This window comes from Undibacterium sp. SXout7W, assembly GCF_049339385.1.
Classification (GTDB): domain Bacteria; phylum Pseudomonadota; class Gammaproteobacteria; order Burkholderiales; family Burkholderiaceae_D; genus Undibacterium.
Window position 1 is genome coordinate 88,896 of sequence record NZ_JBMPPF010000013.1, and the last position, 24,024, is coordinate 112,919.

At 46.6% G+C, this 24,024-nt stretch carries 25 protein-coding genes; 6 read left to right on the top strand and 19 right to left on the bottom strand.

Annotated elements, in window-relative coordinates:
- Position 1 precedes the first annotated feature (1 nt).
- The gene (locus tag ACO0LB_RS13230; protein WP_423049752.1) at positions 2-1,453 is read left to right on the top strand and encodes a DUF1501 domain-containing protein; all 1,452 of its coding nucleotides are present in this window, start codon (positions 2-4) and stop codon (positions 1,451-1,453) included.
- A 97-nt stretch (positions 1,454-1,550) separates the two neighbouring features.
- Here ACO0LB_RS13230 and ACO0LB_RS13235 read toward each other — a convergent pair whose 3' ends face one another.
- The 5 genes from ACO0LB_RS13235 to ACO0LB_RS13255 all read right to left on the bottom strand — a co-directional run bounded on the left by ACO0LB_RS13235 (position 1,551) and on the right by ACO0LB_RS13255 (position 5,648).
- On the bottom strand, positions 1,551-2,471 hold the full coding sequence (locus ACO0LB_RS13235; RefSeq protein ID WP_423049754.1) for a glutaminase: 921 nt from the start codon (positions 2,469-2,471) through the stop codon (positions 1,551-1,553).
- Between the two features lie 17 nt (positions 2,472-2,488).
- Positions 2,489-3,055, bottom strand: a complete 567-nt coding sequence (gene dcd, locus ACO0LB_RS13240) for a dCTP deaminase (protein ID WP_423049756.1) — start codon at positions 3,053-3,055, stop codon at positions 2,489-2,491.
- Between the two features lie 314 nt (positions 3,056-3,369).
- Positions 3,370-3,837: a (2Fe-2S)-binding protein gene (locus ACO0LB_RS13245; RefSeq protein ID WP_423049758.1), complete on the bottom strand. Its 468-nt coding sequence runs from the start codon at positions 3,835-3,837 to the stop codon at positions 3,370-3,372.
- A 47-nt stretch (positions 3,838-3,884) separates the two neighbouring features.
- Positions 3,885-4,682 carry a substrate-binding domain-containing protein gene (locus tag ACO0LB_RS13250; protein ID WP_423049760.1) on the bottom strand — a complete coding sequence of 266 codons (798 nt, stop codon included), beginning with the start codon at positions 4,680-4,682 and terminating at the stop codon, positions 3,885-3,887.
- A 90-nt stretch (positions 4,683-4,772) separates the two neighbouring features.
- Complete coding sequence (locus tag ACO0LB_RS13255) at positions 4,773-5,648, bottom strand: DUF1653 domain-containing protein (RefSeq protein WP_423049762.1); 876 nt, start codon at positions 5,646-5,648, stop codon at positions 4,773-4,775.
- A gap of 338 nt (positions 5,649-5,986) precedes the next feature.
- Here ACO0LB_RS13255 and ACO0LB_RS13260 point away from each other — a divergent pair, with 338 nt between their 5' ends.
- Positions 5,987-8,239, top strand: coding sequence for an OPT family oligopeptide transporter (locus ACO0LB_RS13260; protein ID WP_423049764.1), 2,253 nt, complete (start codon positions 5,987-5,989; stop codon positions 8,237-8,239).
- Positions 8,240-8,373: 134 nt separating this feature from the next.
- The gene (locus ACO0LB_RS13265) at positions 8,374-8,640 is read left to right on the top strand and encodes a hypothetical protein (RefSeq protein WP_423049766.1); all 267 of its coding nucleotides are present in this window, start codon (positions 8,374-8,376) and stop codon (positions 8,638-8,640) included.
- Positions 8,641-8,740: 100 nt separating this feature from the next.
- On the opposite strand, the gene flgL is transcribed toward ACO0LB_RS13265, so the two are convergent.
- The 11 genes from flgL to flgB form a co-directional block, all read right to left on the bottom strand.
- Positions 8,741-9,955 (bottom strand): flagellar hook-associated protein FlgL, encoded by a 1,215-nt coding sequence (gene flgL, locus ACO0LB_RS13270; protein WP_423049768.1) that lies wholly within the window; start codon positions 9,953-9,955, stop codon positions 8,741-8,743.
- A gap of 8 nt (positions 9,956-9,963) precedes the next feature.
- Positions 9,964-12,216, bottom strand: a complete 2,253-nt coding sequence (gene flgK / locus ACO0LB_RS13275) for a flagellar hook-associated protein FlgK (protein WP_423049770.1) — start codon at positions 12,214-12,216, stop codon at positions 9,964-9,966.
- 105 nt (positions 12,217-12,321) lie between these two features.
- Positions 12,322-13,227, bottom strand: a complete 906-nt coding sequence (gene flgJ / locus ACO0LB_RS13280) for a flagellar assembly peptidoglycan hydrolase FlgJ (RefSeq protein ID WP_423049772.1) — start codon at positions 13,225-13,227, stop codon at positions 12,322-12,324.
- A 9-nt stretch (positions 13,228-13,236) separates the two neighbouring features.
- On the bottom strand, positions 13,237-14,358 hold the full coding sequence (locus tag ACO0LB_RS13285) for a flagellar basal body P-ring protein FlgI (RefSeq protein WP_423049774.1): 1,122 nt from the start codon (positions 14,356-14,358) through the stop codon (positions 13,237-13,239).
- Positions 14,359-14,383: 25 nt separating this feature from the next.
- Entirely contained in the window at positions 14,384-15,046 is a 663-nt protein-coding gene (locus tag ACO0LB_RS13290; RefSeq protein ID WP_423049776.1) for a flagellar basal body L-ring protein FlgH, read from the bottom strand.
- A gap of 66 nt (positions 15,047-15,112) precedes the next feature.
- Positions 15,113-15,895, bottom strand: a complete 783-nt coding sequence (flgG, locus tag ACO0LB_RS13295; protein WP_423049778.1) for a flagellar basal-body rod protein FlgG — start codon at positions 15,893-15,895, stop codon at positions 15,113-15,115.
- Positions 15,896-15,965: 70 nt separating this feature from the next.
- The gene (gene flgF / locus ACO0LB_RS13300) at positions 15,966-16,706 is read right to left on the bottom strand and encodes a flagellar basal-body rod protein FlgF (protein ID WP_423049780.1); all 741 of its coding nucleotides are present in this window, start codon (positions 16,704-16,706) and stop codon (positions 15,966-15,968) included.
- Positions 16,707-16,781: 75 nt separating this feature from the next.
- Positions 16,782-18,119, bottom strand: a complete 1,338-nt coding sequence (flgE, locus tag ACO0LB_RS13305) for a flagellar hook protein FlgE (RefSeq protein ID WP_423049782.1) — start codon at positions 18,117-18,119, stop codon at positions 16,782-16,784.
- A gap of 84 nt (positions 18,120-18,203) precedes the next feature.
- Positions 18,204-18,872: a flagellar hook assembly protein FlgD gene (locus ACO0LB_RS13310; RefSeq protein WP_423049784.1), complete on the bottom strand. Its 669-nt coding sequence runs from the start codon at positions 18,870-18,872 to the stop codon at positions 18,204-18,206.
- A 44-nt stretch (positions 18,873-18,916) separates the two neighbouring features.
- On the bottom strand, positions 18,917-19,321 hold the full coding sequence (gene flgC, locus ACO0LB_RS13315) for a flagellar basal body rod protein FlgC (RefSeq protein ID WP_423049786.1): 405 nt from the start codon (positions 19,319-19,321) through the stop codon (positions 18,917-18,919).
- 5 nt (positions 19,322-19,326) lie between these two features.
- Positions 19,327-19,731: a flagellar basal body rod protein FlgB gene (flgB, locus tag ACO0LB_RS13320; RefSeq protein WP_423049788.1), complete on the bottom strand. Its 405-nt coding sequence runs from the start codon at positions 19,729-19,731 to the stop codon at positions 19,327-19,329.
- 188 nt (positions 19,732-19,919) lie between these two features.
- On the opposite strand from flgB, the gene flgA reads away from it, so the two are divergent.
- The 3 genes from flgA to ACO0LB_RS13335 all read left to right on the top strand — a co-directional run bounded on the left by flgA (position 19,920) and on the right by ACO0LB_RS13335 (position 21,701).
- Complete coding sequence (flgA, locus tag ACO0LB_RS13325; RefSeq protein ID WP_423049790.1) at positions 19,920-20,633, top strand: flagellar basal body P-ring formation chaperone FlgA; 714 nt, start codon at positions 19,920-19,922, stop codon at positions 20,631-20,633.
- Between the two features lie 268 nt (positions 20,634-20,901).
- Entirely contained in the window at positions 20,902-21,210 is a 309-nt protein-coding gene (flgM, locus tag ACO0LB_RS13330) for a flagellar biosynthesis anti-sigma factor FlgM (protein ID WP_423049792.1), read from the top strand.
- A 44-nt stretch (positions 21,211-21,254) separates the two neighbouring features.
- Positions 21,255-21,701, top strand: a complete 447-nt coding sequence (locus ACO0LB_RS13335; protein ID WP_423049795.1) for a flagella synthesis protein FlgN — start codon at positions 21,255-21,257, stop codon at positions 21,699-21,701.
- Between the two features lie 57 nt (positions 21,702-21,758).
- Here the strand turns inward: ACO0LB_RS13335 and motD are convergent, their stop codons facing one another.
- Genes motD through ACO0LB_RS13350 form a run of 3 tightly spaced genes read right to left on the bottom strand, consistent with a single transcriptional unit; the run spans position 21,759 to position 24,023 of the window.
- Complete coding sequence (gene motD / locus ACO0LB_RS13340; protein WP_423049797.1) at positions 21,759-22,562, bottom strand: flagellar motor protein MotD; 804 nt, start codon at positions 22,560-22,562, stop codon at positions 21,759-21,761.
- Positions 22,563-22,569: 7 nt separating this feature from the next.
- Entirely contained in the window at positions 22,570-23,310 is a 741-nt protein-coding gene (locus tag ACO0LB_RS13345) for a flagellar motor protein (RefSeq protein ID WP_423049799.1), read from the bottom strand.
- Positions 23,292-24,023 carry an RNA polymerase sigma factor FliA gene (locus tag ACO0LB_RS13350; RefSeq protein ID WP_423049801.1) on the bottom strand — a complete coding sequence of 244 codons (732 nt, stop codon included), beginning with the start codon at positions 24,021-24,023 and terminating at the stop codon, positions 23,292-23,294. Before ACO0LB_RS13350 ends, ACO0LB_RS13345 begins: the two co-directional genes overlap by 19 nt.
- Position 24,024: the final 1 nt, after the last annotated feature.

A 24,024-nucleotide genomic window follows, 5' to 3' on the forward strand; every position in this document is an offset into this window, starting at 1 on the left:
CATGAAAAAGATCAATGCATCTCGCCGGGAATTTTTACGCACATCCGCACTCTTATCTGCGTCTAGTGCAGTGGGTGCTACCGCTGCTCCGTTTGCATTAAATTTGCTCACTGTAGCAAGCGCCGCTGCACAAACATCCCAGTCTGGTTATAAAGCGCTGGTATGTCTATTCATGTTTGGTGCTAACGATCATGCTAATACTGTACTCGCAACAGACAGCAGTTCCTGGTCTCAGTATTTATCAGTAAGAACGACGAATGAGTCTGGCTCTATTGCCTTACCTGCGGTAGGGACCGCTGGTGGTGTGCTACCTATCACCCCAGATACAGCACAGCCTGGCCGTAGTTTTGCCTTACATCCGGCAATGGGTGAATTAAAGGGATTATTTGATAATGGTCGTGCCGCGATCATCAGCAATGTAGGGCCGCTGATCGTACCAACCACATTGGCACAATACAAGGCTGCCAGCGTACCATTACCACCAAAATTATTCTCGCATAATGATCAGCAATCATTATGGCAAGCGTATGCGCCAGAAGGTGCAGCCTACGGATGGGGTGGACGAATGGGAGATTTGCTGGCATCTAATAACGCTAATCCACTGTTTACGGCGATCTCGGCTTCAGGTAATGCCGTGTTTTTAGCGGGCAAAAACATCAATCAATATCAAGTCAGCTCCTCTGGCGCGGTGCCAATTGGTGGACTGAGTGGGAGTTTATTTGGCTCCAGTGCAGCGGCAAACCCCTTAAAAGCCATTATCACTTCTGACAATAGCAATCTCTTTCATAAAGAGTATGCGGCTGTGACCAATCGTTCAATCAATGCACAAAGCCTGCTCAGTCCGGCAATGGCAGCCGCAGGCGCCAGCGGTGTTCCCAATCCAACGCAGTACACCAATCCCAATAATGGCGCTCTCACCACGAATCCTCTGGCAGTACAGCTACAAACAGTTGCGCGCATCATTGCAGGTCGTAGCACGCTTGGGGCGCAACGTCAGGTATTTTTTGTCAGCATGGGAGGATTTGATACACATGATTTCCAGCGCACAGCGCAGGCAGATCTCCTCGCCAAGGTTTCTCATGCGATAGCCTACTTCGATACCGTCATGGGTAATTTGCAAGGAGCAGACTTACGTAATCAAGTAACGTTGTTCACAGCCTCTGATTTTGGCCGCACATTTACCAGCAATGGCGATGGCACAGATCATGGGTGGGGCTCACACCACTTCATCGCAGGTGGTGCCGTTAAAGGCCGCAATATTTATGGCGACTTTCCGGTCACAGGGTTAAAACATAATCAGGATGTGGGCTCTGGCAGTTTATTGCCGCAATTTTCTGTTGATCAATACGGTGCAACGTTAGCCAGCTGGTTTGGGCTTAATGCGACACAAATTAACGATGTATTCCCCAACATCAAAAATTTCAGCAACAGAAATATAGGGTTTATGGCGTAAAAAGGAATACTCAAAGTATGAGCTTTCATCCACATTTACGCCGTATTCAATGAAACAAAATAAGACGACGACATGAGCAAATCCCAGAACGGCTTCGCTAAAAAATAGACCTGGCCGTCAGTGTCGTGAAGCGCTCCAATGCATATGTCCCAGCGAGTGAATTGCCAGTCGTATCCAAACCGGGGGACCAGACAGCAACTGCAAGATCACCCGGTACCAATGCCAGAATCCCGCCGCCGACACCACTTTTTGCTGGCAAACCTACGCGGTAAGCAAAATCCCCTGCCGCATCATAGGTTCCGCAAGTCAGCATCAGCGCATTCATGCGTTTTGCAGAGCTGGCATCAAGTATTTGCGTACCATTCCAAGGGATACTTCCATGTTGGGCTAAAAAACTACCGGCTTTAGCCAGTTCTGCACAGGTCATCGTGATGGAGCATTGGCGGCAATAGCTTTCTATCACCGTGCGCACAGGATTGTGAAAATTACCAAAATCCTTCATCAGATGTGCAATCGCATAATTACGATGAGCTGTTTCATGCTCAGATTGCGCTACCGTTGTATCAAAATCGATATTTGGCTCATCAGCGATCATGCGTGCAAACTGTAAAACGGCAATATCCGATTGAACAAAACGAGTCGAGAGAATATCGCTGATCACCAGCGCACCGGCATTAATAAACGGGTTGCGTGGCTTTCCACGCTCGTATTCAAGCTGTACCAGAGAATTAAACGGATTTCCCGAGGGCTCACGCCCTACTCTGGTCCATATAGAATCTCCCTCACGCGAAAATGCTAAGGCCAACGCAAACAGCTTAGTAATACTTTGCAGGGAAAATTTTTGATGCGCGTCACCAACAGCAAAAGTACGTCCATCAAGACAATACACGGCCATACCAAAATGTTGTGGCGAAATGGTTGATAACTGCGGTATATACGAAGCGACCTCCCCCTCCGACAACAAAGGTTGAATTTCAGCGTAAATTGTATTGAGAATTGCAGAATAATCTGGAGTCATCGAAGAACTGCTCCGGCTCAGGCTTTAGGGAGTGTCACACCATGTTGACCTTGGTATTTACCATTGCGGTCTTTATATGACGTTTCACAGACTTCATCACTCTCGAAAAACAAGACCTGAGCACATCCTTCTCCTGCATAAATTTTTGCTGGGAGTGGTGTTGTATTTGAAAATTCCAGCGTGACATAACCTTCCCATTCTGGCTCAAATGGTGTGACATTCACAATGATGCCGCAGCGCGCATAGGTTGATTTTCCAAGGCAAATAGTCAACACGCTACGCGGAATACGGAAGTACTCCATCGTACGCGCCAATGCGAAAGAATTAGGCGGAATGATGCAAACATCGCCTTTGAAATCGACAAAAGATTTTTCATCAAAATTCTTTGGATCAACGATAGTGCTGTTGATGTTAGTAAAAATCTTGAATTCATCAGCACAACGAATATCATAGCCATAGGATGATGTGCCGTAACTGACAATTTTCTGTCCGTTTTCTTCGCGTATCTGACCCGGCTCAAACGGCTCTATCATGCCATGCTCCTGAGCCATTTTACGTATCCATTTATCTGATTTAATACTCACACCGCTCTCCTGCCAAATTGATATTGGGTGGAATTTTACGCCAAATAAGGGCTACGTCGGTTTTTTCATTACCAAGCAATTGTGGCGGCGCAAAAATAACCGCTTTATTGTTTGTCTCACATACATTATTGACACATCGAACGATCTGCTGACGAATTTCTGCGTATGACTTCAAGTCGAAAATTTTGATCAAATCGGCTCCACCGTCGGCAATCCACTTTCTCTGCCGCAAACATGGCTACATATCAGTGATCAGTGCGGCAAACACATGTCTAAAAGCTGACTCGCCAACATACAAAGAAACCACTGCTATGTCAGGTACTTTTACGCAAATCTGCTGCCGCCGACTTGATTGCCGCCCGAATACGACTGTAGGTACCACAACGACACAGATTGCCACTCATTGCCTGGTCAATTTCATCGTCGCTTGGATTTTTATTCCTCGCCAATAAAGCTGCTGCACTCATTAATTGTCCTGACTGACAATAACCACACTGCGGAACATCATGTGCAATCCACGCACGCTGTAACGCATGGCTGTTATCAACAGAGAGCGACTCCACTGTATGCACATGTTTATCGTTCGCGGCAGACACTGGCAACTGGCAAGAACGAACGGCCTCGCCATCAAGCATTACTGTACATGCGCCACACAAGGCCGCACCGCAGCCAAATTTGGTTCCCGTCAGTCCCAGCTCATCTCGCAACACCCATAACAAAGGCGTGTCATCATCGGAACGGCATACGGTTTTCTTACCATTTACAGTCACATTCGTCGTCATTTTGTCTCCTGTTATTGATGAATGAATAGCTCAGAACTGATGTGCTGTTATTTTTTATAAGAAGGAAAAAACAGTTGCTGTCCATCAACTTTAAAATCAGCGATTTTTTTCTGACCTTCGATTGAAGTCATCCACTCAATCAATTTATTGGCACCTTGAATATTAATGTCCTTATACTTTGCCGGATTTACTGCAATGATGCCGTACGGATTAAACATTTTAGCGTCGCCTTCAACTAAAACAGCTAATCCAGTTTTGGCACGATAGGCACCATAAGTTGCACGGTCAGTCAGAGTGTATGCCTGCATCTGAGAAGCCATGGTCAATACCTCGCCCATCCCAAGTCCAGCCGACACATAACTACTACCGACTGGTTTTACCCCTGCTTCTTTCCAGTAATTCTGCTCCATCTGGTCCGTACCGGAATTATCACCCCTGGAAATAAATCTGGACTTACCAGACACCAATTTGCGCAAAGCGGCGATAACATCATGCTGGCCTTTAATACCAGCCGGATCAGATTCGGGGCCGACAATAATAAAATCGTTATACATCACATCGCGACGATTAATACCATGTCCTTCGGCGACAAATTTATCCTCTGCGGAGCGCGCATGCACCAAGGTAACATCCACATCACCATTTTTCGCCAACTCCAGTGCCTTGCCTGTACCAACAGAAATCACATGCACTTTAATATGTTCTTTAGCCTCAAATGCAGGGAGCAACACTTTCAACAAACCAGAGTTTTCTGTACTTGTCGTCGTAGATAATTTCAATACATCATCCGCTTGCACCTGAAAAGCAACAGAGAGTAGTACCAATAGCAGGGAATAAGATTTCATGCGATCCTCGTTTAAATAGCGTATGTTAATTTTGATACGAATTATGCTTACAACAGCAATAGTTTCACACCTTTGACTGAATTTATCTGTTTAATCATCCATCGGTGTAAACCGCTGCACACTCTTACCATTGATCATTATCTGCTCAAAAAATACAGCCTTTGGTCTGGTCCAGATACTGCCATTATGAGAGCGATAGACAATGACAGGACTCAAATCAGACTCTTGAGTTGCTTCGCATACCAATTCATAAATTCCGCCTTTGTAATGACGATAGCGTTGTACTTGTCCCGAAGGCTGTGAGCCGAAAACCGGATTAACAGGCTTCATCTGCGCATCCGTATGTTCAGAAGAAAAATACTGTTGCAAAAAACGAGGCACTTTTGCCGCGGTCAGTTTATTTACCTTTTCCAGCAAACTTGGCTCGACGAATGGCACTCCATAAGTCTGACGCAGTTGATCTGCAATATGTAACATGACTGAAGATGCTACCTCCGCATCCGCCTCCGCCCGATGCGCTGTGCCATTAAAACGAATACCAATTGAGGAGGCCAATGGTCCTAATGAATAACTGCCAAGTCCAGGCAAAATGCGTCGAGCAAGTTTAACCGAACAAATTAAGCCGTTGTGTGAAGGGCGCAACCCTAATCTATTACTCTCAGAAAAAAGAAATTTCTCATCAAAACTGGCATTATGAGCCGCAAGGGTATCGCTGCCGATAAATTCCAATAGCGTTGGAATTACTTCCGACACAGGCGGTGCATTGTTAACCATTTTTTGACTAATTCCGGTCAATTCAGTAATGAAATAAGGGATATGCACACCGCAATTAATCAAGGACACATAGCGATCAACCACTTGATCACCTACCAGACGCAGCGCAGCAACTTCAGTGACACGACCGCCCTGATCAGGACTCATCCCTGATGTTTCGAAGTCGATCATCACAATAGGTGTTTCAAACATAGTATTTCTCAAGCACTGGAACTAAATAAAATAGGCTGTGTCTATTGCGCACAGTGAACGAAAGGCCGACTAAATCACTCAATGATGTCGCAAGCAAACCAATGACCATAGACCGCACATTGTAATACCGGATCTACATCATCCCAACGAACAAGGATTCAATATCGGGCAACACACAACAAAATATACTGAATAAAAAACGACTAAAGCGACTGTATTTGTGCATCGAAGAACAATTCAAGATAATGCATAATAGAAAACAGACATTATCAAATATAAAACACTAAAGACAATTCACGTCCGGTGCTCCATTTTTGACACGACAACAAGGTAGAACCATGCCAAAACAAACGTCATCCAGCGCATTCCAACCCTATATTCCTGCAACGGCTGTTTTGCCGGAAATGACTGCCAGAGCGCTGCTCATGGGTGTGGTATTGGGAATGATTTTCGGTGCTTCGTCACTCTATCTTGTATTAAAAGTTGGGCTCACTGTTAGCGCTTCAATCCCAGTTGCGGTGATCGCCATCACCCTTTTCCGGCTGACCAATAAACTGGGTGGCAAAGACGCCACCATTCTGGAAAATAGCATTACCCAGACAGCCGGATCTGCCGGCGAATCATTGGCATTCGGTTTGGGAGTAACGATGCCCGCCATTTTGATTCTTGGTTTTGATCTGGAAATTTCTCGCGTTATGCTGGTTGGCTGTCTTGGTGGTCTGCTCGGCATTTTACTCATGATACCGATGCGGCGCACGATGATCGTTGAAAAGCATCTGGAACTAAAGTATCCCGAAGGGACGGCTTGTGCTGAGGTATTAAAAGCGGCGGCAACAGACTCTTCTCGGGAAGCTGCGGGAGAAAAAAATAATCCACACGCTCAAGATGACGCCAGTAAGCGCGCAGCGATTATTTTTGGTGGATTTGCGGTGGGACTGCTCTATAAAATTACCAATGTCGCATTAAAAGGCTGGAAAGACACGCCTGAAGTGACATTCGGCGCTCCGTTGAAAGGTGGCTCTATCGGTGCAGAAGTATCACCTGAATTGCTGGGCGTTGGCTATATTATCGGCCCCCGCATTGCCTCAGTCATGGCGGCAGGTGGGGTCATGTCTTATTTGTTGCTGATTCCCATGATCAAATTTTTTGGTGATGCGTTAAGCGTGCCACTATCACCAGGAAATAAACTCATCAGCGAAATGAGTGCTCATGATGTCCGCAGCGCTTACATTTTGTATATAGGCGCCGGTGCGGTTGCTGCCGGTGGATTAATCAGCCTAGTCAGGGCAATGCCAACAATCTGGCGTAGTCTTTCAGCCGGCCTGTCTGGTTTAAGTCAGAATAAAAATAGCCAGCAAATCATTCCCCGTACCGATCAGGATATTCCGATGAAATGGGTCATCATCGGCGCGTTGGCGATTATCGCGATCATTACTTTCGCCACGCCGCTGCACATGAATTTGCTTGGCGCCTTATTGATTCTGGTGTTTGGCTTTTTATTTGCCACGGTTTCTTCACGATTAACCGGAGAAATAGGATCATCTTCAAACCCTATTTCTGGCATGACTGTCGCAACGCTCTTGTTCACTTGCCTGATTTTTTTACTGATGGGTTGGACTGGCGGTCAATATTACGTCACGGCTTTATCTGTTGGCGCCATCGTCTGCATTGCTTCCAGCAATGCAGGAACGACTTCACAAGATTTAAAAACTGGCTATATCGTTGGCTCCACACCACGCTTGCAGCAATATGCCATATTGGCAGGCGCACTTTCTTCGGCGCTGATACTGGGCCCCATTCTATTGAAATTAAATGACGCAGGCACGGTATATGTTCCTGCTGCACAGGTAGCACCGGATCTGACAACTGATGCATCCATATTGACGGACACAGCACAATTACAAGGCCCACAGGCTGAACAAGATCACGGCACATACAAGGTCTGGCATAAAAATAATACGGTCGGCGGCCCTGCAGGAAAATACTTGGTCAACGACGCGGGTCAAGTGGTTTACCTGGTTGACCCTGGCATTAATGGTGCTTACAACAAGCGGCCTGATGGTTCCGAAGTTAAAAAGTATGATGCCCCAAAAGCAGTGTTGATGTCCTATATCATCAAAGGCATATTAGACCGACAATTACCTTGGACCCTAGTATTGTTCGGCGTCATGATCGCGCTGGTGCTGGAAATGGCAGGCATCCCCTCACTGGCATTTGCAGTTGGCGTATATCTGCCGCTGTCATCATCAGCGCCATTATTCGTCGGCGGCATGATCCGCTGGCTGGTGGACAAACGCAATAGTCGCTTACCTCAATACAAAGATTTGAATGAGGAAGAAAAACAGGCTGCTGGTGACCGCAGCGCAGGAGTACTGTTGTCGTCAGGCTATATCGCAGGAGGTGCGCTGGCTGGAATTGTAATTGCGTTCACTGCGGGCATTTTGACTGATTTTGATAAAAAAATAGGTTCCTGGGCCACACTGAATAATCCATTTTTTGAAGGTGCAAATGCGGATGGCTTATCCCTATTGCCTTATGCAATCATCATCGCGCTACTGTACTGGATTGGCAAAGAAAAAAAGGCTACCTGAACAAACGTTATATCTTAAAGCGGGGAACTGACAAGTCACGTCCCCAGCAATCTAGCAATGGCCACATTTATTGCCACATTTGGCGAAGCTAGCAATACAAGTACAATAGATGTTTTACCTACTAATCAGAAATTATGTCTAACAATCAAGTCGTCGACTGCAAGAACCAAACAGTCCATATCGGGGATATCGTACGCGTGGTTTCGCTCAGTAACGAATTCATTGAAAATTTTCCAGCTGACGAAAGAATTTTGATTGAATCAATGATCGGTCAGTTTTTTAAAGTGATCGATATGGATGAAGAAGGACAACCGTGCGTAGTAAGGGAATGGCACGATGAGCAAGGCATCATGCAAACGCATGTCATAGCATTAGAATCAGATGAAATGGAAAAAATTTGAGCAGGTCAGAGCCTGCTCTCCTTACCTATTTCAAACAATGATTCATCACAGAATCTGTTTTTTTACGAGAGAATGTTGAGGCAAAATTCTCACATTATGTTTAGTTAATGTAATTAAACAAGGATAAAGATGATGTTTTCACAAATGATTGTTGTGCCGCTTGCAATGTTGTCTGCTGTTGATTCAGTGAAGTAATCGCTTTCGCGTAATCAAGATCCTGAATTTGTGACAACTCCTGTTTGTACTGAAGACCCTTACTATCGCCTACGCCATCCAGTTGATCAATTTCTTTCAAGCTGACACCGAGTTTTGCACGTGCTGTCAAAACGTTACCCAACGACAAATCAAGATTACCATTCGCCTGATTTAACGCCTGAGTCAGGTCTTTTTTTCCTGCAGGAGTCGTTGCTGACGTATTCAAGCTATTGATCAAATCGGTCATCGTCTCAAAAATGTTTTGATTACCCGGTTGAATAGCAATTTTATCGTTAGGCCCAGGCGCATTGGGCGTATTGGTCAACGTGACATCAATCCCATCAAAGGTAGTCGCTTGTGGGCTCGTATAAGGACTCAATGGAACAACGACTGCACCTGTCGTTTTATTCGTTACAGTAAAGTTTGCTCCGGTATTGTCAAAACTCACCTCGTAGTTATTACCCGTCAACGCTGCAGCGGTAGCAGGGTTGATTGCCGCAGTCGCTACAACTTGTCCTGTATTGGATGGGTTAGACACGACATTAAATTGACTGGCAGAAGTGCGGATGTTTTCAAAAATGACCGTTCCAGGTTCGCTCAGTGGCAATTGTCTGGAATTATCCACTTGCAAATAACGCTGCCCCTGATCACCATTGTAGGTGGCTCCACCTGCTGTTTTTGTATATGGCGCAGTTGTCGAAGAAAATCCTGAAAACAAATATGTTCCCGTGCCATCAGTTGAATTGGCAAGACCATATAATTGATCCAGATTTCCCTGCAACTCGGTCGCTATAGCTTTGCGATCCGTATCATTCAATGTGCCGTTACCGGCAGCAACAATCAGGCTTTTGATGTTGTGCAGCGTCGTCGTCACATCACCCAACACCCCGTCCGTCACACTCAAGGTATTTTTAGCATTGGTACGATTAACTGCATACTGATCATTGACGGCATCTGCCTGAGAAATAACCAGTGCCCGGGCAGAGCCAATAGGGTCATCTTCCGGTGTCAGAATACGCTTACCAGAAGCAATCTGCTGCTGGGTTTTGTTCAAGCTGGATTGCAGGTCACTGATACGGCTGCCGCCAGTTTCATAAATAGTACTTGTACTGATACGCATAATAACCTCTATCGGCCTATTGCCAGTAATGCATCAAATAGTTGACTGGCAATCTGCATTAATTTTCCCGCAGCCTGATATGCCTGCTGATAGCGCAATAAATTCGCAGCTTCTTCATCCAGATTCACGCCGGACTCAGATTGCTGCGTAGCCACTGCCTGCGCTAGTAATTTAGTTTCAGAAACACTGGAAATACTTAATTCATTGGCTTTATTGCCAACAAAACTGACGAACTGTGCGTACGCCCCTTGTATTGTCGTCGTTTTACCTGCTAGCGCATTCTGCGTCTGCAAACCCGCCAGCAACAAGGCATTACGATTATCACCTGTACCAGTGACATTAGGACTGATGTTAAACACATCCCCATTCGCAGGCGAGCCAGACAATGTCACGCTGAAGCCACTATAACTGATAGTCGCACCAGAGGTGTAGGGAACTGGAGTACCAGCAGGATAAGTGGTTGAAGTACCACCATTCGTTACAGTCACGTTCGCCGTTGCAGGAAATCCTGTCAGAGTATTACCCGCAGAATTAAATGTCAGCTTAGTAGCGGCGACAGGCAGCGAGGCAGATAAGGTAAAGGTATCGCCGCTCGTCGGAGGAGTCGCGCCATTGTTGTTAATCGAAAAACTGACACCGCTAAAACTAATCGTTGCTCCATTGGTATAAGGCACAGTTGCCGGAGGTGGATAATTGGTAGTGACAGCACCTACTTTGACAGAAACGGTCGCACCTGCAGGAAATCCTGTTAAATTTGGCGATGCATAGCTTAAAGTCAGCGGCGCAGCCAATGTTGTGCCGGTATACGAATCATCAGTCGTTACCGCACTGATCGTTGATGTCGCCGATGTACTCGCAGACGCAACTGCTGAATTCACCACCGCACCAGTAAATTTTGCCGTACCTGTATTCGTGGTCGGAACAGTTGTTGTCAATGACGACGCTACGGCAATTTTAGAAGGATCAGTTAACCGCACAGAGATATTGGCAGCGCCAGCAGCGGTAGGCCGTATTAAAAATTCATCGCCGGCGGCTGGAACGGCGGCAGCTGGCGGCGGCGCAAGTGCGAAAGTGACACCATCCATTTTCAATGGTAGCGAAGACGTAGTTTGTACTGCACCATCGGCCAATCGTGTAATTTTGTAGTTCGTTCCATCAAACTGCATGCGGTAGTCACTGGTCGTCAGCGCACTTGCATCAGAAATTGATGCACTGATTAATGCTGTCGAGGTATTGTTACTACTGGGTTTGGAAATCGGCGTGGCAACATTGAAAAAATCTGCGCCAACCTGGCCTGTTAAATCCTGTCCAAGTTTATGCTGATCATTGAAGGCAGTCGCAATTCCTATCGCTACACGACCAATCGAATTTTGCGATGTATCCAGCATATTGGCGCGGAAATCCAGCAAACCTCCGAGACTACCACCAGGCAAACCATTTTCAGCAATTTGTATCGTTTTACCGTTGGCAACATAAGAAATTTCTACTCGCGTAGGATCTGTGAGCGACTGACTTGCCTGCAACAAATTAGCGGAGGCCCCCAGCACCAGCGGCTGTCCATTACCAATAAAAACATTATATTTTGAATCCTGAGGAACCACCGTTACTTTGGTGAATTTACTCAACTCAGTAATCAATTGATCACGCTGATCCAGCAAATCGTTAGGTGGCGACCCTTGGGACACACTGGTGGCTTTTTCTATCGTGTCATTCAACTGTGCCAGCTGAGAAGCATATGTATTGATAGAGCCAATCGATGTGCCAATCTGACCATTTACGTCGGTACTGATCTGATCAAGACGCTGTTGTACACCGGTCAGGCGTCCTACCAGAGACTGTGCAGATGACAATGCAGCCTGCCGGGCGGCAGCACCAGCAGTACCATTCGGGCTCGATGCCAGATTTTGAACAGCAGAGAAAAAATCCTGCAATGCAGGCGTAACACCTGCTGTTGGATCCGCCACCAGATTATTAATCTGGGAAATCTGGGCGTAATACGAATCAACTTGATTCTTGGATGACTGTGAGCTGTTGACCTGCAACGCAGTAAATTGATTGTACTGGCGCTGTATCTGCGTCACTGAAACGCCCTGCCCAACAAATGAGCCGCCCAGATTTTGAGGTTCGGCCGCAGTCTGCAACAATACCTGACGATTAAACCCAGGAGTTGATGCATTTGCAATATTATGTCCAGTGGTACTAATACCTAACTGTGCGGCAGCCAGAGCAGTTTGCCCAATGCCTAGAATATTTGTACCCATAATTGAACCTGTTTATTTGCTAAATTGCGCACTCAGAGTTGTCTTGATGGTTTTCGGAGTATTTCCAGAAAACTTTAATATGACCAGATCCAACAGACACCAGAACTATGTTGACAGTGTTTGTTTGATAATTTTTGATAATTTATTTGCATATTGCGGATCAGTGGCGTAACCAGCACGCTGTAATCCCTGTGCAAAGCTGGTTGCATCTTTCGCATTGGCGACTACGTTGTCATAGCGCGGATTTTTGGTAATCAGTTTGGCATAGTCTTTAAACGCATCAGCATAAGAGTCGTAGGCTTTAAATTTCTCTACTTTTCTCTGCGCAACGCCGTTGACATATTCTGTCGTGACCGTATTCACAGTTTTGCCCTTCCAACTGCTATTGGCCTTCATACCAAAAATATTGTGGCTACTGGAGCCATCAGGCATTTTGATTTCTTTGCGCCCCCAGCCACTCTCGAGAGCAGCTTGCCCTAACATGAACTTAGCTGGAATGCCGGTTTCCGCGCTTGCTTTATCTGCATCGGCAGACAATTTTTGCTGAAACTCTCGAACGTGGCTCGGTATCGACGATTTGGCAGGTACTGATGCCGGCACTGGAGTCGCTGATGGCTCCAGCTTCAAATTATCGATATAGGAATCAATGCCTCTCATTTTACTGGCTGTCGCCGGAGAAGTTCCATCTGCCTGCAATGCCTGACTGGCAGCATTATTCGACAACTGACGAACCAGCGCATCGGCGAGGCCAATGCCGCGATTGGACATGCTTTGTGATAATTGCTGATCCAGCATCGACGTATACATACGACTCTGCTCATTATCAAACGGGCCATCCTGACCACCCGCCTGGCGCATGGATTTGAGCATCATGTTCATGAACAGAGCTTCAAATTGTTTCGCTGCTGTTTTCAGCGCATCTGGAGCATTATTTTTCGCGGACTGTTTAAGATCGTCCAAGCCCTTGGTATCAAAGGCTAGCTTATCCGAGAGATCTGCGCGTCCTAGCATGTTGATGTCCTAGATAATTTCCAAATCTGCACGCAAAGCGCCAGAAGCTTTAATTGCCTGCAAAATCGCCAGTAAGTCCTGAGGAGTCGCACCTATAGCATTGAGTGCCTTGACAACTTCAGTCAAAGAGACTCCTGCTTTCAACATCAATAATTGTCCACCGTCTTTGGTGATGGCGATATTCGAATTGGCCGTAGCAGCCGTCTGCCCACCAGCCAGTGCATTAGGCTGACTGACTGCATTATCAGTATTGACCACCACAGATAAATTGCCATGCGCAACCGCACAGGTATCCAAAGTCACTGCCTGATTCATCACAATAGAGCCAGTGCGCGCATTCAGGATCACTTTGGCAACCATCTGTGCTGGCGTGACATCAATGCTTTCCAGATTTCCAAGGAAAGCCACACGCTGATCGCTGGGGGGGGCTTTGACCTGAATTACACGACCGTCGACTGCAGCCGCAGTATCCGGGCCAAAACGACGGTTAATCGCATCTACCACCCGACTCGCGGTAGAAAAATCCGACGTATTCAATTCAAGTTGTATCGTATTTCCCTGCCCGAACGACGACGGTACCGAGCGCTCGACAGTGGCGCCTGAAGAGATACGACCAACACTCAGATGATTGATCTGCGCCTTGCTACCATTCGCAGCTGCACCGACTCCACCAACCAACACGTTGCCCTGAGCCATGGCGTAAATCTGATTGTCAGCGCCTTTCAAAGGCGTCATCAACAATGTACCGCCACGAATACTCTTCGCATTTCCCATAGAAGATACCGTTACATCCAGCGTCTGTCCCGGCTGAGAAAATGGGGGCAAAGAAGTTGTCACCATGACCGCCGCAACGTTTTTCAACTGCAGGCTCGTTCCTACCGGAATACTGACGCCCAGCTGTTGCAACATACTGATGATACTTTGCACTGTAAATGGCGTTTGGGTAGTCTGGTCGCCGCTGCCATCCAGCCCGACCACTAAACCATAACCGACCAATTGATTCTGCCGAACGCCCTGAAAACCAGCGAGATCCTTTAACCGCTCGGCGTGCGCTGCAGGCCCCACGCTGAGCACACTTGCCAGCAATATACCCAACAGATATCGACCAGAAAAAGGAAACATTTTCATCATTTACTCACTGAAAAACACAACAACGTTATAACGGGAGGAAACTGAAGAAAAACCGGTTCAGCATGGAATTCATCTCAGCCCTATCCATTTTTGATGTAGAGCGATATTCAAAACGGGCATCGGCCACCTGTGTTGAGGCCACGGTGTTTCCAGCGGCAACCGTCTGCGGATTCACGACACCGGAAAATCGCACATATTCAGCACTCTTGTCGAATGCGAGTTGTTTTTCGCCACTGACCAACAAATTTCCATTCGGTAAAACATCAATCACTGTCACTGCAATCGTACCTGTAAAATTATTACTGGCAGTTTCAGCACCTTTTTCATCAAACTTATTGGATGAAGATGCCGCCAGCGATGCTTTTGCCGTCGTTGAAGAAGGCAATCCAAAAATTGTCGGCGCAGAATATGCGGTGCTGCCAGTTTTACTATTCGAACTGGCTGCTGCTTTACCCGCAGAAGTTTTTTCACTGATCGTAATCGTCAGCACATCACCGACCATACGTGCCTTACTATCCTCATATAAAGGACGGTAACTGGCTGACTGAAAAATTGCGCCATTCATTTCGCGCTGCGGCCTGGCTGATTGAGCAGGCAATGAGCCAGGTTGATGTGTAATTGGTGTCGGCACGACGCTGCATGCACTTAACATCAGTACCGTTATTGCTGGTAAAAAATCTAATCTCATCTCATCACCCTATCAACCCGTCGTTCCAGATCAGAACTATGCTAAAAGCTCACATCAACACTGAAATTACAATTGCGATAAACGCTGTAACATCTGGTCCGACGTTGTAATCGCTTTACTGTTAATCTCATAGGCACGCTGCGTCTGTATCATGTTCACCAGCTCTTCTGCTACGTTCACGTTCGACGTTTCAACAAAATTCTGTACCAGCAAGCCAGCGCCGTTCGTACCAGGGGTGTTAGTCCCGGGATTACCAGAAGCGGCGGTTTCGACGTATAAATTTTCACCCAACGACATCAGGCCGGCTGGATTAATAAATGTTGCGAGTTGCAATGAACCAACCTGTACTGGCGCAGTGGAACCCGGCTGAGTCACAGAAACAGTACCGTCACGACCTACCGTAATTGATTGTGCATTGGCGGGAATAGTAATCGCAGGCTGAATGACGAAGCCGCTCGACGTTACCAGCTGACCTTGATTATCCATCTGAAAAGAACCATCACGAGTATAAGCAGTTGCGCCATCCGGCATCAGCACTTGAAAGAAACCTTCGCCTTGAATCGCAACGTCTTTGCTATTTCCTGTCTGTTGCAAGTTACCTTGCGTAAAAATACGCTCGGTCGCCACTGGCTTGACACCAGTACCCAACTGCAAACCAGATGGTAATTGTGTTTGTTGTGAGCTTTGCGCGCCAGGTTGACGAATAGTCTGGTACAGCAAATCTTCGAATACTGCACGCGAGCGCTTAAAACCTGTGGTACTGACGTTAGCCAGATTATTGGTGATCACGTCCATCTGCGTCTGCTGCGCATCGAGGCCGGTCTTGGCTATCCATAATGAACGTATCATTGTTTACTCCCGTTTGCTGCTACAACAAAAAGACAAATTAATCGATGAATCTATTGTCTTACATTAAGCATCAACTCAAACTCAAGATCTGACTGGCTTTTGTAGCGTTATTCTCGGCATTCTGTAAAAGCTTCATCTGCATCTCAAATTGCCGTGACAAATTAATCATACTGACCATCGACTCAACCACGTTGACGTTACTATTCTCCAGCATGCCGCCGGCAACATTGACGGCTGCATCTGCATCAGGTGTTGTGCCGTCTTTGGTTTTAAATAAACCGTCATCACCTCTCACCAGATTCTCTTCGGGAGGATTCACCAGCTTCAGGCGCCCTATCACCTGCACAGCATTGGGCTTGCTACCCGCCGGAATGGTAGAGATCGTGCCATCCTTGCCAATCGCGACAGAAACATCCGGTGGAATCGTCAGAGGCCCTGTTTCGCCCAATACATTCAAGCCGTTTTGCGTTTGCAATACGCCATTTTCATTGAGCTTCAGACTACCCGCACGCGTATAAGCTTCCGTTCCATCCGGCTTTTCTACCGCCAGCCAACCTTTACCCTGAACAGCCACATCAAGATTACGTCCAGTCATCTGTACACTGCCAGTAGAAAAATCCGTTCCTACCGTCGCATCCACGACAAATGCCCGGGTAGGCATACCATCACCTAGTACAGGAACAGCACGGAAAGAATCAAGCTGAGCGCGAAAACCTGTTGTCGTCGCGTTCGCTAGATTATTGGATGTCGTTGCCTGCTGCTCCAGAATGTGCTTTGCACCAGTCATCGCTGTATAAATTAACCGATCCATTGCACATCCTCCGTCAGATTGACATCAACAAACATTACTCAAAAACATGATTCAAAAAATACTGCTACCAATGCCTTAGCGCAGATTAACCAGTGTCTGTAATACCTGATCCTGCGTCTTGATCGTTTGCGCATTCGCCTGATAAATACGCTGTGCTGTGATCATATTGACCAGTTCACCAGTCAGATCGGTATTTGAGTCTTCGGTTGCAGAGGAAGTCAGCGTTCCCAAACTGCCAGAGTTTGGAGGTCCAACCAGCGGCGCGCCAGAAGTTGCCGTTTCGGTCCACTGATTGTCACCGGACGACTGCAACCCATTAGGATTGGTGAAATTTGCCAGAACAACCTGACCCAGCACCGCTGTTTTACCGTTCGTGTAACTACCGACAATGGTTCCGTCTTTAGCAGTATTAAATTTGGATAATTTACCGGACGTGTAACCATCCTGAGTATTTTTGCTGACACTGAAATCAGAACCAAATTGCGTTGTGCCGGTGAAATCAAGCTTGATGTCCACCGTATTGTTAATTGGCGTCACAGCACCTGTACCAACCGGTACGACTACCTTAAATGATCGAGGATCAGTCAATGAAAAAGCAGGTGTTGCAGCAGTGAGCTTACCGAATGAATCAAAACCGACTCGACCTATCGAATTCGTTGTTGCACCAGTACCGTTAATCAGATTGCCATCAACAGTCGCAAACACATCCCATTCAGCAGTCGCTGGCAATGTTGGCGGTGTGACAGCACTATCTACCTTGACGTAAAAAGACTGTAATACATGCGAATTACCCAAACTGTCATAGACAGCGATGGAGGTAGAACTGTTGTAAGTTGTTGGGTCTGTTGCAGAAAAAGCGACTGGTGTAATCACCGGAGGAATCGTAACCGGTACCTGTGTACCGGGAACCAGCTTACGCGAATCCAGATTCATCACAGAGCTGATACCAGTCGTTTGGGCTGGAGGAATATCCGCGGTATTGATATTCAGCGGAGCTGGTGCACCTGTTGAAAGAACACCACTGGCATTCGCAACATAACCCGTCAACTGTGCACCCTGAGCATTCACAATATTGCCCGTCTTATCCAACTGAAACTGTCCATTACGGGAATAAGAGATGGCACCATTCGTCGACATACGGAAAAATCCACCACCATTGATCGCAATATCCAATGGATTATTCGTCGATGTAATATTTCCCTGAGTGAATTGCTGAACAACAGCCGAGACCTTTGTACCAATACCGACCGAATTACCGCCGCCAGCACCACTCAACGAGTTCGCATAAACGTCGGCAAATTGTGCCTGCGCTTGCTTAAACCCGACAGTATTGGCATTTGATATGTTGTTGCCAATCACATCAAGTGATTTAGATGCGGCATTCAGTCCGCTTAAGCCTTGTTGAAAACCCATGGTGTACCCCTTTTACGTTAGACATCCGCCCTGCTGCTTATTTCCACTTATTACTGCTTATTGACACCGTACACGATGACGCACTCAATAAATTTGTTTGACATCGCTCATCGCAATATCACCGACATTCGCTACGCTGAGTTTGGCCCCCTGCGTACTCGAACTGACACTCGATACCGTACCAAAGCCAAGATTGACGGCTGCCACAGACTGCCCGGCCGACGTGGCGGTCACCTGGAACTGATATTTGCCATCCGGTGCCGTTGTTCCATCATCTTTTTTGCCATCCCAGCTCAACGTACTGATACCTTGAGGCAAGGAACCGACACTCACTTTACTCATCACAACACCAGCTGCATCGCGGATGGTGACGTCCACTTTATCTGCTGCCTGTGGTAATTCAACCCCGTAAATTGACTTAGAGTTGGCCAACCCCATTGAGCTTCCCGGGGCCAGCACACCGTGACCAATCATGTTGGCTGCCTGCAAATTCTGGCTGGCTTGAAAATTCGTATTCAGCGCAGTTACCGTCGCGTTCAACTTGTCGATACCAGACACGGTGGACAGTTGCGCCAGTTGGCTCGTTACCTGGGCATTGTCCATGGGATTTAAGGGATCCTGATTTTTCATCTGCGTGACCAGCAAGGTCATAAATTTATCCTGCGCATCTTGCGTGGAAGATGTTGATGTTTTACTGCCGTTCATGGTGGTGAGCAGCGACTGGTCAACTGTATTTGTCTGTATCGTTGTCATGATGGTCCTATCTCAAAGTATTGATTACTGTCTGCTGTTGCTTGCTACTGTCCTAATGTCAGAGTCTTCAACAGCATGGTTTTTGCCGCATTCATGGTCTCGACATTGGTTTGATATGATCTGGATGCCGAAATCATATTGACCATTTCCTCGACAACATTGACGTTAGGCATCGCCACATAGCCTTTTTCATCTGCCAACGGATGTTTAGGGTCATACATCAGTTTAGGCGGATTACTATCTTCTACAACATCAATCACCTTCACTGCAGTAGATGCCGTCCCATCCATTGGCACGGCACTAAATACCACTTGCTTTGCCTTGTAAGGCTGACCGTTAGAACTGGTCACGCTATCCGCATTAGCCAGATTGCTTGATACGACATTCAGGCGTTGTGCCTGCGCGCTCATTGCTGAACCTGCCACATTAAATACATTGAAAAGTGACATAATATTTATCCTTGGATAGCCGCAAGCATGTTGCGGATCTGCATATTAATCATCGTCAGACTGGCTTCGTAGCGCAGGGAGTTATCTGTAAATTGATTGCGCTCAACATCCATATCAACCGTATTACCGTCCACACTGCCCTGTACTGTAGGCCGATACTGAGGGGTAATGCCATCAACACTACTTTTCACATCAAGGTGCTGTTGCGAAGTTTTATCCAGAGGCGTAGAAGTCTGATTACCACTGACGTTCAGTGCCTTAGACATCACACTAGAAAAATCAATATCACGTGCCTTGTAGTTAGGCGTGTCCGCATTCGCAATATTTGACGCCAACAATTGCTGACGCTGCCCACGCACTGCCAATGCAGTCTCATGAAACTTTAAAAAATCATCCAGTTTGCCGACCATTACAGACTCCTTCGCTCACGCTGCAAACACGCTTAACGGTTTTCGATACCTTGCATGATATGCAGTGCCAAGCAAATTCGATCAAAGAAGCAGAGAGGAAAAACCCCTTTTATTCATGGATTCAAACTTTCACTGAGGAACTACAATCAGTTCATCAAGCAATATGTCGTCACAATGCAGGACACATCATGACAACCGTAAATTTCCGCTTTAAACGACTGCTCAGCTCGCTGCTGATGGCTGCACCGATTCTTGCTCAGGCAGAAAATCAATCCAATCTGCAAGATCACGCAGCACTGCGACAAATTGCAGTGGACTTCCTGACTCAACAAGCAGCAGGACAAATGGGTGAAATTAATATCAGCGTTGGGCAAGTCGATAGCAGGCTCAACCTGGCAGCATGCTCAGCACCACAGCCGTTTTTACCAACAGGAAGTAAACCATGGGGGAAAATAACCATGGGCATCCGTTGCAGCGCGCCAGTGTCCTGGGTGATTTATCTGCAAGCCAACGTAAAAATAAGCGCTGAATATTATGTGGCGGCTCGTCCACTATCGCAGGGACAGGTTCTCAGTTTGTCTGACCTCAATAAAATACAAGGTGAGCTGTCCAGTTTGCCTGTCGGTGTCATCACCAATCCAGAGCAAGCGATCGGAAAGACCATGCAGGCATCCGTACCGTCTGGTAGCGTATTGCGCATGGACTCACTGAAAAGCGCACCAGTTGTACAACAAGGGCAATCGGTCAGAGTCGTAAGCTCAGGTGCTGGATTTCAAGTGGCTACTGACGGACAGGCACTCAGCAACGCAACTGATGGGCAAATAGCCAGAGCAAAGACCAATTCTGGACAAACTGTCAGCGGCATTGCCAGAGCTGGAGGAATTATTGAAATTAATTATTAAAAACGCATGGCATCATCAGGATTGATGCAAAACTATTCTGACAAGTCATGTCTTTTCAATGCAAGACAGCTTTTACTTTGCTTTAGAACAAAGAGCCATAACGCCGCTGGGGTGGATTTACCCAAGTCATGACTACAATTTAAATTGCATTATTAGAAATTATTTTCCTGGCCACAATTGATTAGAATAAATAAAGCTAAAGTTTAAAATTACGCAGCCGATAACCGGATGGTAGATAGATAAAAATCCTACCATAAAGGGTGTCGCTGTGAAAATTGATGACTCATTAAATAAAACCGTCGGACTGCCAGTCACTCCGCAACAAAGCCGCACTGAAGCGCCTGCTGAAAAAACAGCGCCCGTTGCAACTCCATCACATAACGTACAAATTTCATCGTTATCGACGCAGTTGCAAGCACTTCAAAGCACGCAAGCCGGCAGCGCAGTATTTGAGACGAAAAAGGTAGAAGCCATCAAATTGGCAATTTCAGAGGGCCGCTTTCAGGTCAATTCTGAGAAGGTTGCCGATGGACTTCTGGAAACAGTTAAAGATTTGCTTAACGCGAGAAAACGTTAGAAATGACACAGACAAGTACAGAAAGCACAGGTATCAGCCTGTGCTTGCAGGAAGAAATAGCAGCAATGAGTTCTTTAGCCGCTCTGTTAAAAAAAGAGCAGTCCGCACTTGTCGACGGAGATATTCCATCATTGAACCAGCATCTTCTTGATAAAGGCATACTGGTAAACCAGATTGCTGAATTAGAAAAAAAACGTAATACTTGCCTGCTCGCACTCGGCTTCTCAAGCGATGCTGCGGGTATGCTGAATTATTTACAGCAATCATCTGAAAATTCCGAGACAAAAGAAGCCTGGAATCAATTGATGAGCATTTCTGAGCAAGCCAAAGAAAATAACCGTACGAACGGCATGCTAATTAATCGCAGATTATCGATCAATCAGGCAGCACTTGGTGCTTTACAAGAAAGCAACCAAGCTCCGTCTTTATACGGGCCAACAGGTCATTCGACCATCAAAAGCTCGCCAAATAAAGGTGTTGTTGTTCGATGACTATCAAACTGATTGCCAGTGCCGCATTTAACATGCCGGGAATGAATATCGATTTGATTAATTCGCCTCTGTTCTGACAGAGGATGCTGTTGGATTATTACGAATTGGTACATCAATCACAGGCTCTGGCAATACAGCAAGAATCGTGACGCTCACACGGCGATTTCTGGCACGTCCCTCAGGTGTATCATTGGTCTCGGCGGGAAGTTTAGCCCCCTGCCCCACCGCTGTGACACGCATTTCATCAACACCATTCTCAGTCAACAAGCGAGCTACCGTACTTGCCCTGACGGCAGACAACTCCCAATTGGATGGAAAAATGGAATTTTTGATCGGCACGTTATCGGTGTGCCCATCTACCTGAATCGCATGATTATCCAGCGTCAACACAGAGGCAATCGCGACCAACGCTTGCACAGAATCCAGATTCAGGCGCGCCTCTCCTGGTGCGAATAACAAGCTGGCATTAATTTCAATCGTAACGCCACGACTTGTTTGTGTGACCCGGACTTTACCCTCTCGTACCAAAGGCTCAAGAACAGTCATGATATCTTTAGCGACGGTGGTCATCTGCTCACGTTCTTTGCGTAACGCTTCGCTATTTTTTTGCTTCACCATCGGTAACGGATCCAGCTTTACTACTGCTGGATAAGTCACATCCTGATTCTTAGCGGGAACAATAATCGTTTTACCAAAAGCACCAGTCAGTGAATTCGATAAAACACGATACTTACCTTCATTCAGGGAGGAAATAGCATACATCACCACGAAAAACGCGAACAGGAGCGTCATAAAGTCAGCATAAGATACCAACCAACGCTCATGATTATCCGGCTCTTCGTGATATTTCTTCCGCGCCATAAGATAGTCAGCCTTTCTGACTACCAAGACGCTCCTCCACTACACGCGGACTATCACCGAGCGCAATACTGAAGAAAATATCTGACAACATTTCACGACGGGTAACTTCTTTACCGATAATCTCTTTGAGCTTGTTACTAACAGGAAGAAAAAACAGGTTTGCCAGTCCTACCCCATAGATTGTTGCAACGAATGCAACAGCAATCCCACTGCCGAGCTTGGATGGCTCACTAAGATTCTCCATCACATGGATCAATCCCAAAACAGCACCGAGAATACCCACAGTCGGGGAATATCCTCCTGCCGCCTCCCATATTTTGGCCGCTTGGCGCTGCTCCATTTCATACAATGAAATGTCGACATCCAATATGTCTTTCAAGCGGATAGGGTCAATACCGTCGATGACGAGACGCAAACCCTTGTCAATAAAAGGGTCTCCGTTTGTGCTCATGTAACGTTCCAGACTCAAAAAACCCTCTCGTCTGGCGACTACGCTCCAGACCATTGCTTCCTGGATATTTTTTTTACTGGTATCAGGAGGCTCAATGATTATCCAGCGCAGCATTCTCAACCCGCGTCTGAATGTAGAGAGGCGGCTTTGCATTAAAACTGCACCCAAAGTACCGACAGCCACAATAGAAAAAGCCGCTGGCTGCAGCAGCGTCGATAACTTTCCACCCTCAATCAGCTGACCCGAAACGACGCCAGCGATCACTAAAATCAGTCCAACTAAGCTAGCCCAGTCCACGCTTTCTCCCTTAAAAACGCCCTGAGCCGGGCAACTGCCTGACTATGAAGTTGTGAAATACGTGACTCCGACACTCCCATGACAGCACCGATTTCTTTGAGATTTAATTCTTGCTCATAATATAAACCCATGAGCAGTTTCTCTCTTTCGGGCAAGCTGTCAATCGCGCCAATCACCGCATCTCTGAAATCGTCATTCAATAAATCCTGTAGTGGATCACCTGAAAAATCGGAACAATAATGATCAAGAAAATGTTCTTTGGTATCAGCATCATGAAAGTCTTCGTAGTAGACCAGTTGATGGCCACCACTTTCTCCCAATAGATCCTGATACTCCTCCAGCGAAAGTTTGAGAGATTTAGCTACTTCTGTTTCCAGCGGCGGACGTCCTAACTTTTGCTGCAAAACGTTCATAGCATTTTCTATCTTGCGCATATTTTGCCGCACACCACGCGGCAACCAGTCACTGCTGCGCAACTCATCCAACATAGAACCACGAATACGCTGAATCGCATACGTTTCGAACTGCGCTCCATGCGTATCTTCATAACGATTTACTGCATCCAGCAAACCTATCATTCCCGCCTGCACCAGATCGTCTACCTCCACACTGGGAGGTAGCCGCGCTTTCAATTGGTAAGCAAGTCGCTTGACCAATGGCGCATGTTCCCTTAACAGGAAGTTTTTATCTGATTTTCCACTTGCGGTGTACATA

Excerpts from the sequence above, each read along its gene's own strand:
- ACO0LB_RS13260 (WP_423049764.1), top strand. The coding sequence starts at position 5,987 with ATGCCAAAACAAACGTCATCCAGCGCATTCCAACCCTATATTCCTGCA.
- ACO0LB_RS13245 (WP_423049758.1), bottom strand. The coding sequence starts at position 3,837 with ATGACGACGAATGTGACTGTAAATGGTAAGAAAACCGTATGCCGTTCC.
- flgJ (WP_423049772.1), bottom strand. The coding sequence starts at position 13,227 with ATGCTAGGACGCGCAGATCTCTCGGATAAGCTAGCCTTTGATACCAAG.
- flgB (WP_423049788.1), bottom strand. The coding sequence starts at position 19,731 with ATGGTCGGCAAACTGGATGATTTTTTAAAGTTTCATGAGACTGCATTG.
- ACO0LB_RS13255 (WP_423049762.1), bottom strand. The coding sequence starts at position 5,648 with ATGTTTGAAACACCTATTGTGATGATCGACTTCGAAACATCAGGGATG.
- ACO0LB_RS13310 (WP_423049784.1), bottom strand. The coding sequence starts at position 18,872 with ATGACAACGATACAGACAAATACAGTTGACCAGTCGCTGCTCACCACC.
- flgK (WP_423049770.1), bottom strand. The coding sequence starts at position 12,216 with ATGGGTACAAATATTCTAGGCATTGGGCAAACTGCTCTGGCTGCCGCA.
- ACO0LB_RS13290 (WP_423049776.1), bottom strand. The coding sequence starts at position 15,046 with ATGAGATTAGATTTTTTACCAGCAATAACGGTACTGATGTTAAGTGCA.
- ACO0LB_RS13285 (WP_423049774.1), bottom strand. The coding sequence starts at position 14,358 with ATGATGAAAATGTTTCCTTTTTCTGGTCGATATCTGTTGGGTATATTG.
- flgE (WP_423049782.1), bottom strand. The coding sequence starts at position 18,119 with ATGGGTTTTCAACAAGGCTTAAGCGGACTGAATGCCGCATCTAAATCA.
- ACO0LB_RS13265 (WP_423049766.1), top strand. The coding sequence starts at position 8,374 with ATGTCTAACAATCAAGTCGTCGACTGCAAGAACCAAACAGTCCATATC.
- flgC (WP_423049786.1), bottom strand. The coding sequence starts at position 19,321 with ATGTCACTTTTCAATGTATTTAATGTGGCAGGTTCAGCAATGAGCGCG.
- ACO0LB_RS13350 (WP_423049801.1), bottom strand. The coding sequence starts at position 24,023 with ATGTACACCGCAAGTGGAAAATCAGATAAAAACTTCCTGTTAAGGGAA.
- flgG (WP_423049778.1), bottom strand. The coding sequence starts at position 15,895 with ATGATACGTTCATTATGGATAGCCAAGACCGGCCTCGATGCGCAGCAG.
- ACO0LB_RS13230 (WP_423049752.1), top strand. The coding sequence starts at position 2 with ATGAAAAAGATCAATGCATCTCGCCGGGAATTTTTACGCACATCCGCA.
- motD (WP_423049797.1), bottom strand. The coding sequence starts at position 22,562 with ATGGCGCGGAAGAAATATCACGAAGAGCCGGATAATCATGAGCGTTGG.
- ACO0LB_RS13250 (WP_423049760.1), bottom strand. The coding sequence starts at position 4,682 with ATGAAATCTTATTCCCTGCTATTGGTACTACTCTCTGTTGCTTTTCAG.
- flgA (WP_423049790.1), top strand. The coding sequence starts at position 19,920 with ATGACAACCGTAAATTTCCGCTTTAAACGACTGCTCAGCTCGCTGCTG.
- flgF (WP_423049780.1), bottom strand. The coding sequence starts at position 16,706 with ATGGATCGGTTAATTTATACAGCGATGACTGGTGCAAAGCACATTCTG.
- flgL (WP_423049768.1), bottom strand. The coding sequence starts at position 9,955 with ATGCGTATCAGTACAAGTACTATTTATGAAACTGGCGGCAGCCGTATC.
- ACO0LB_RS13235 (WP_423049754.1), bottom strand. The coding sequence starts at position 2,471 with ATGACTCCAGATTATTCTGCAATTCTCAATACAATTTACGCTGAAATT.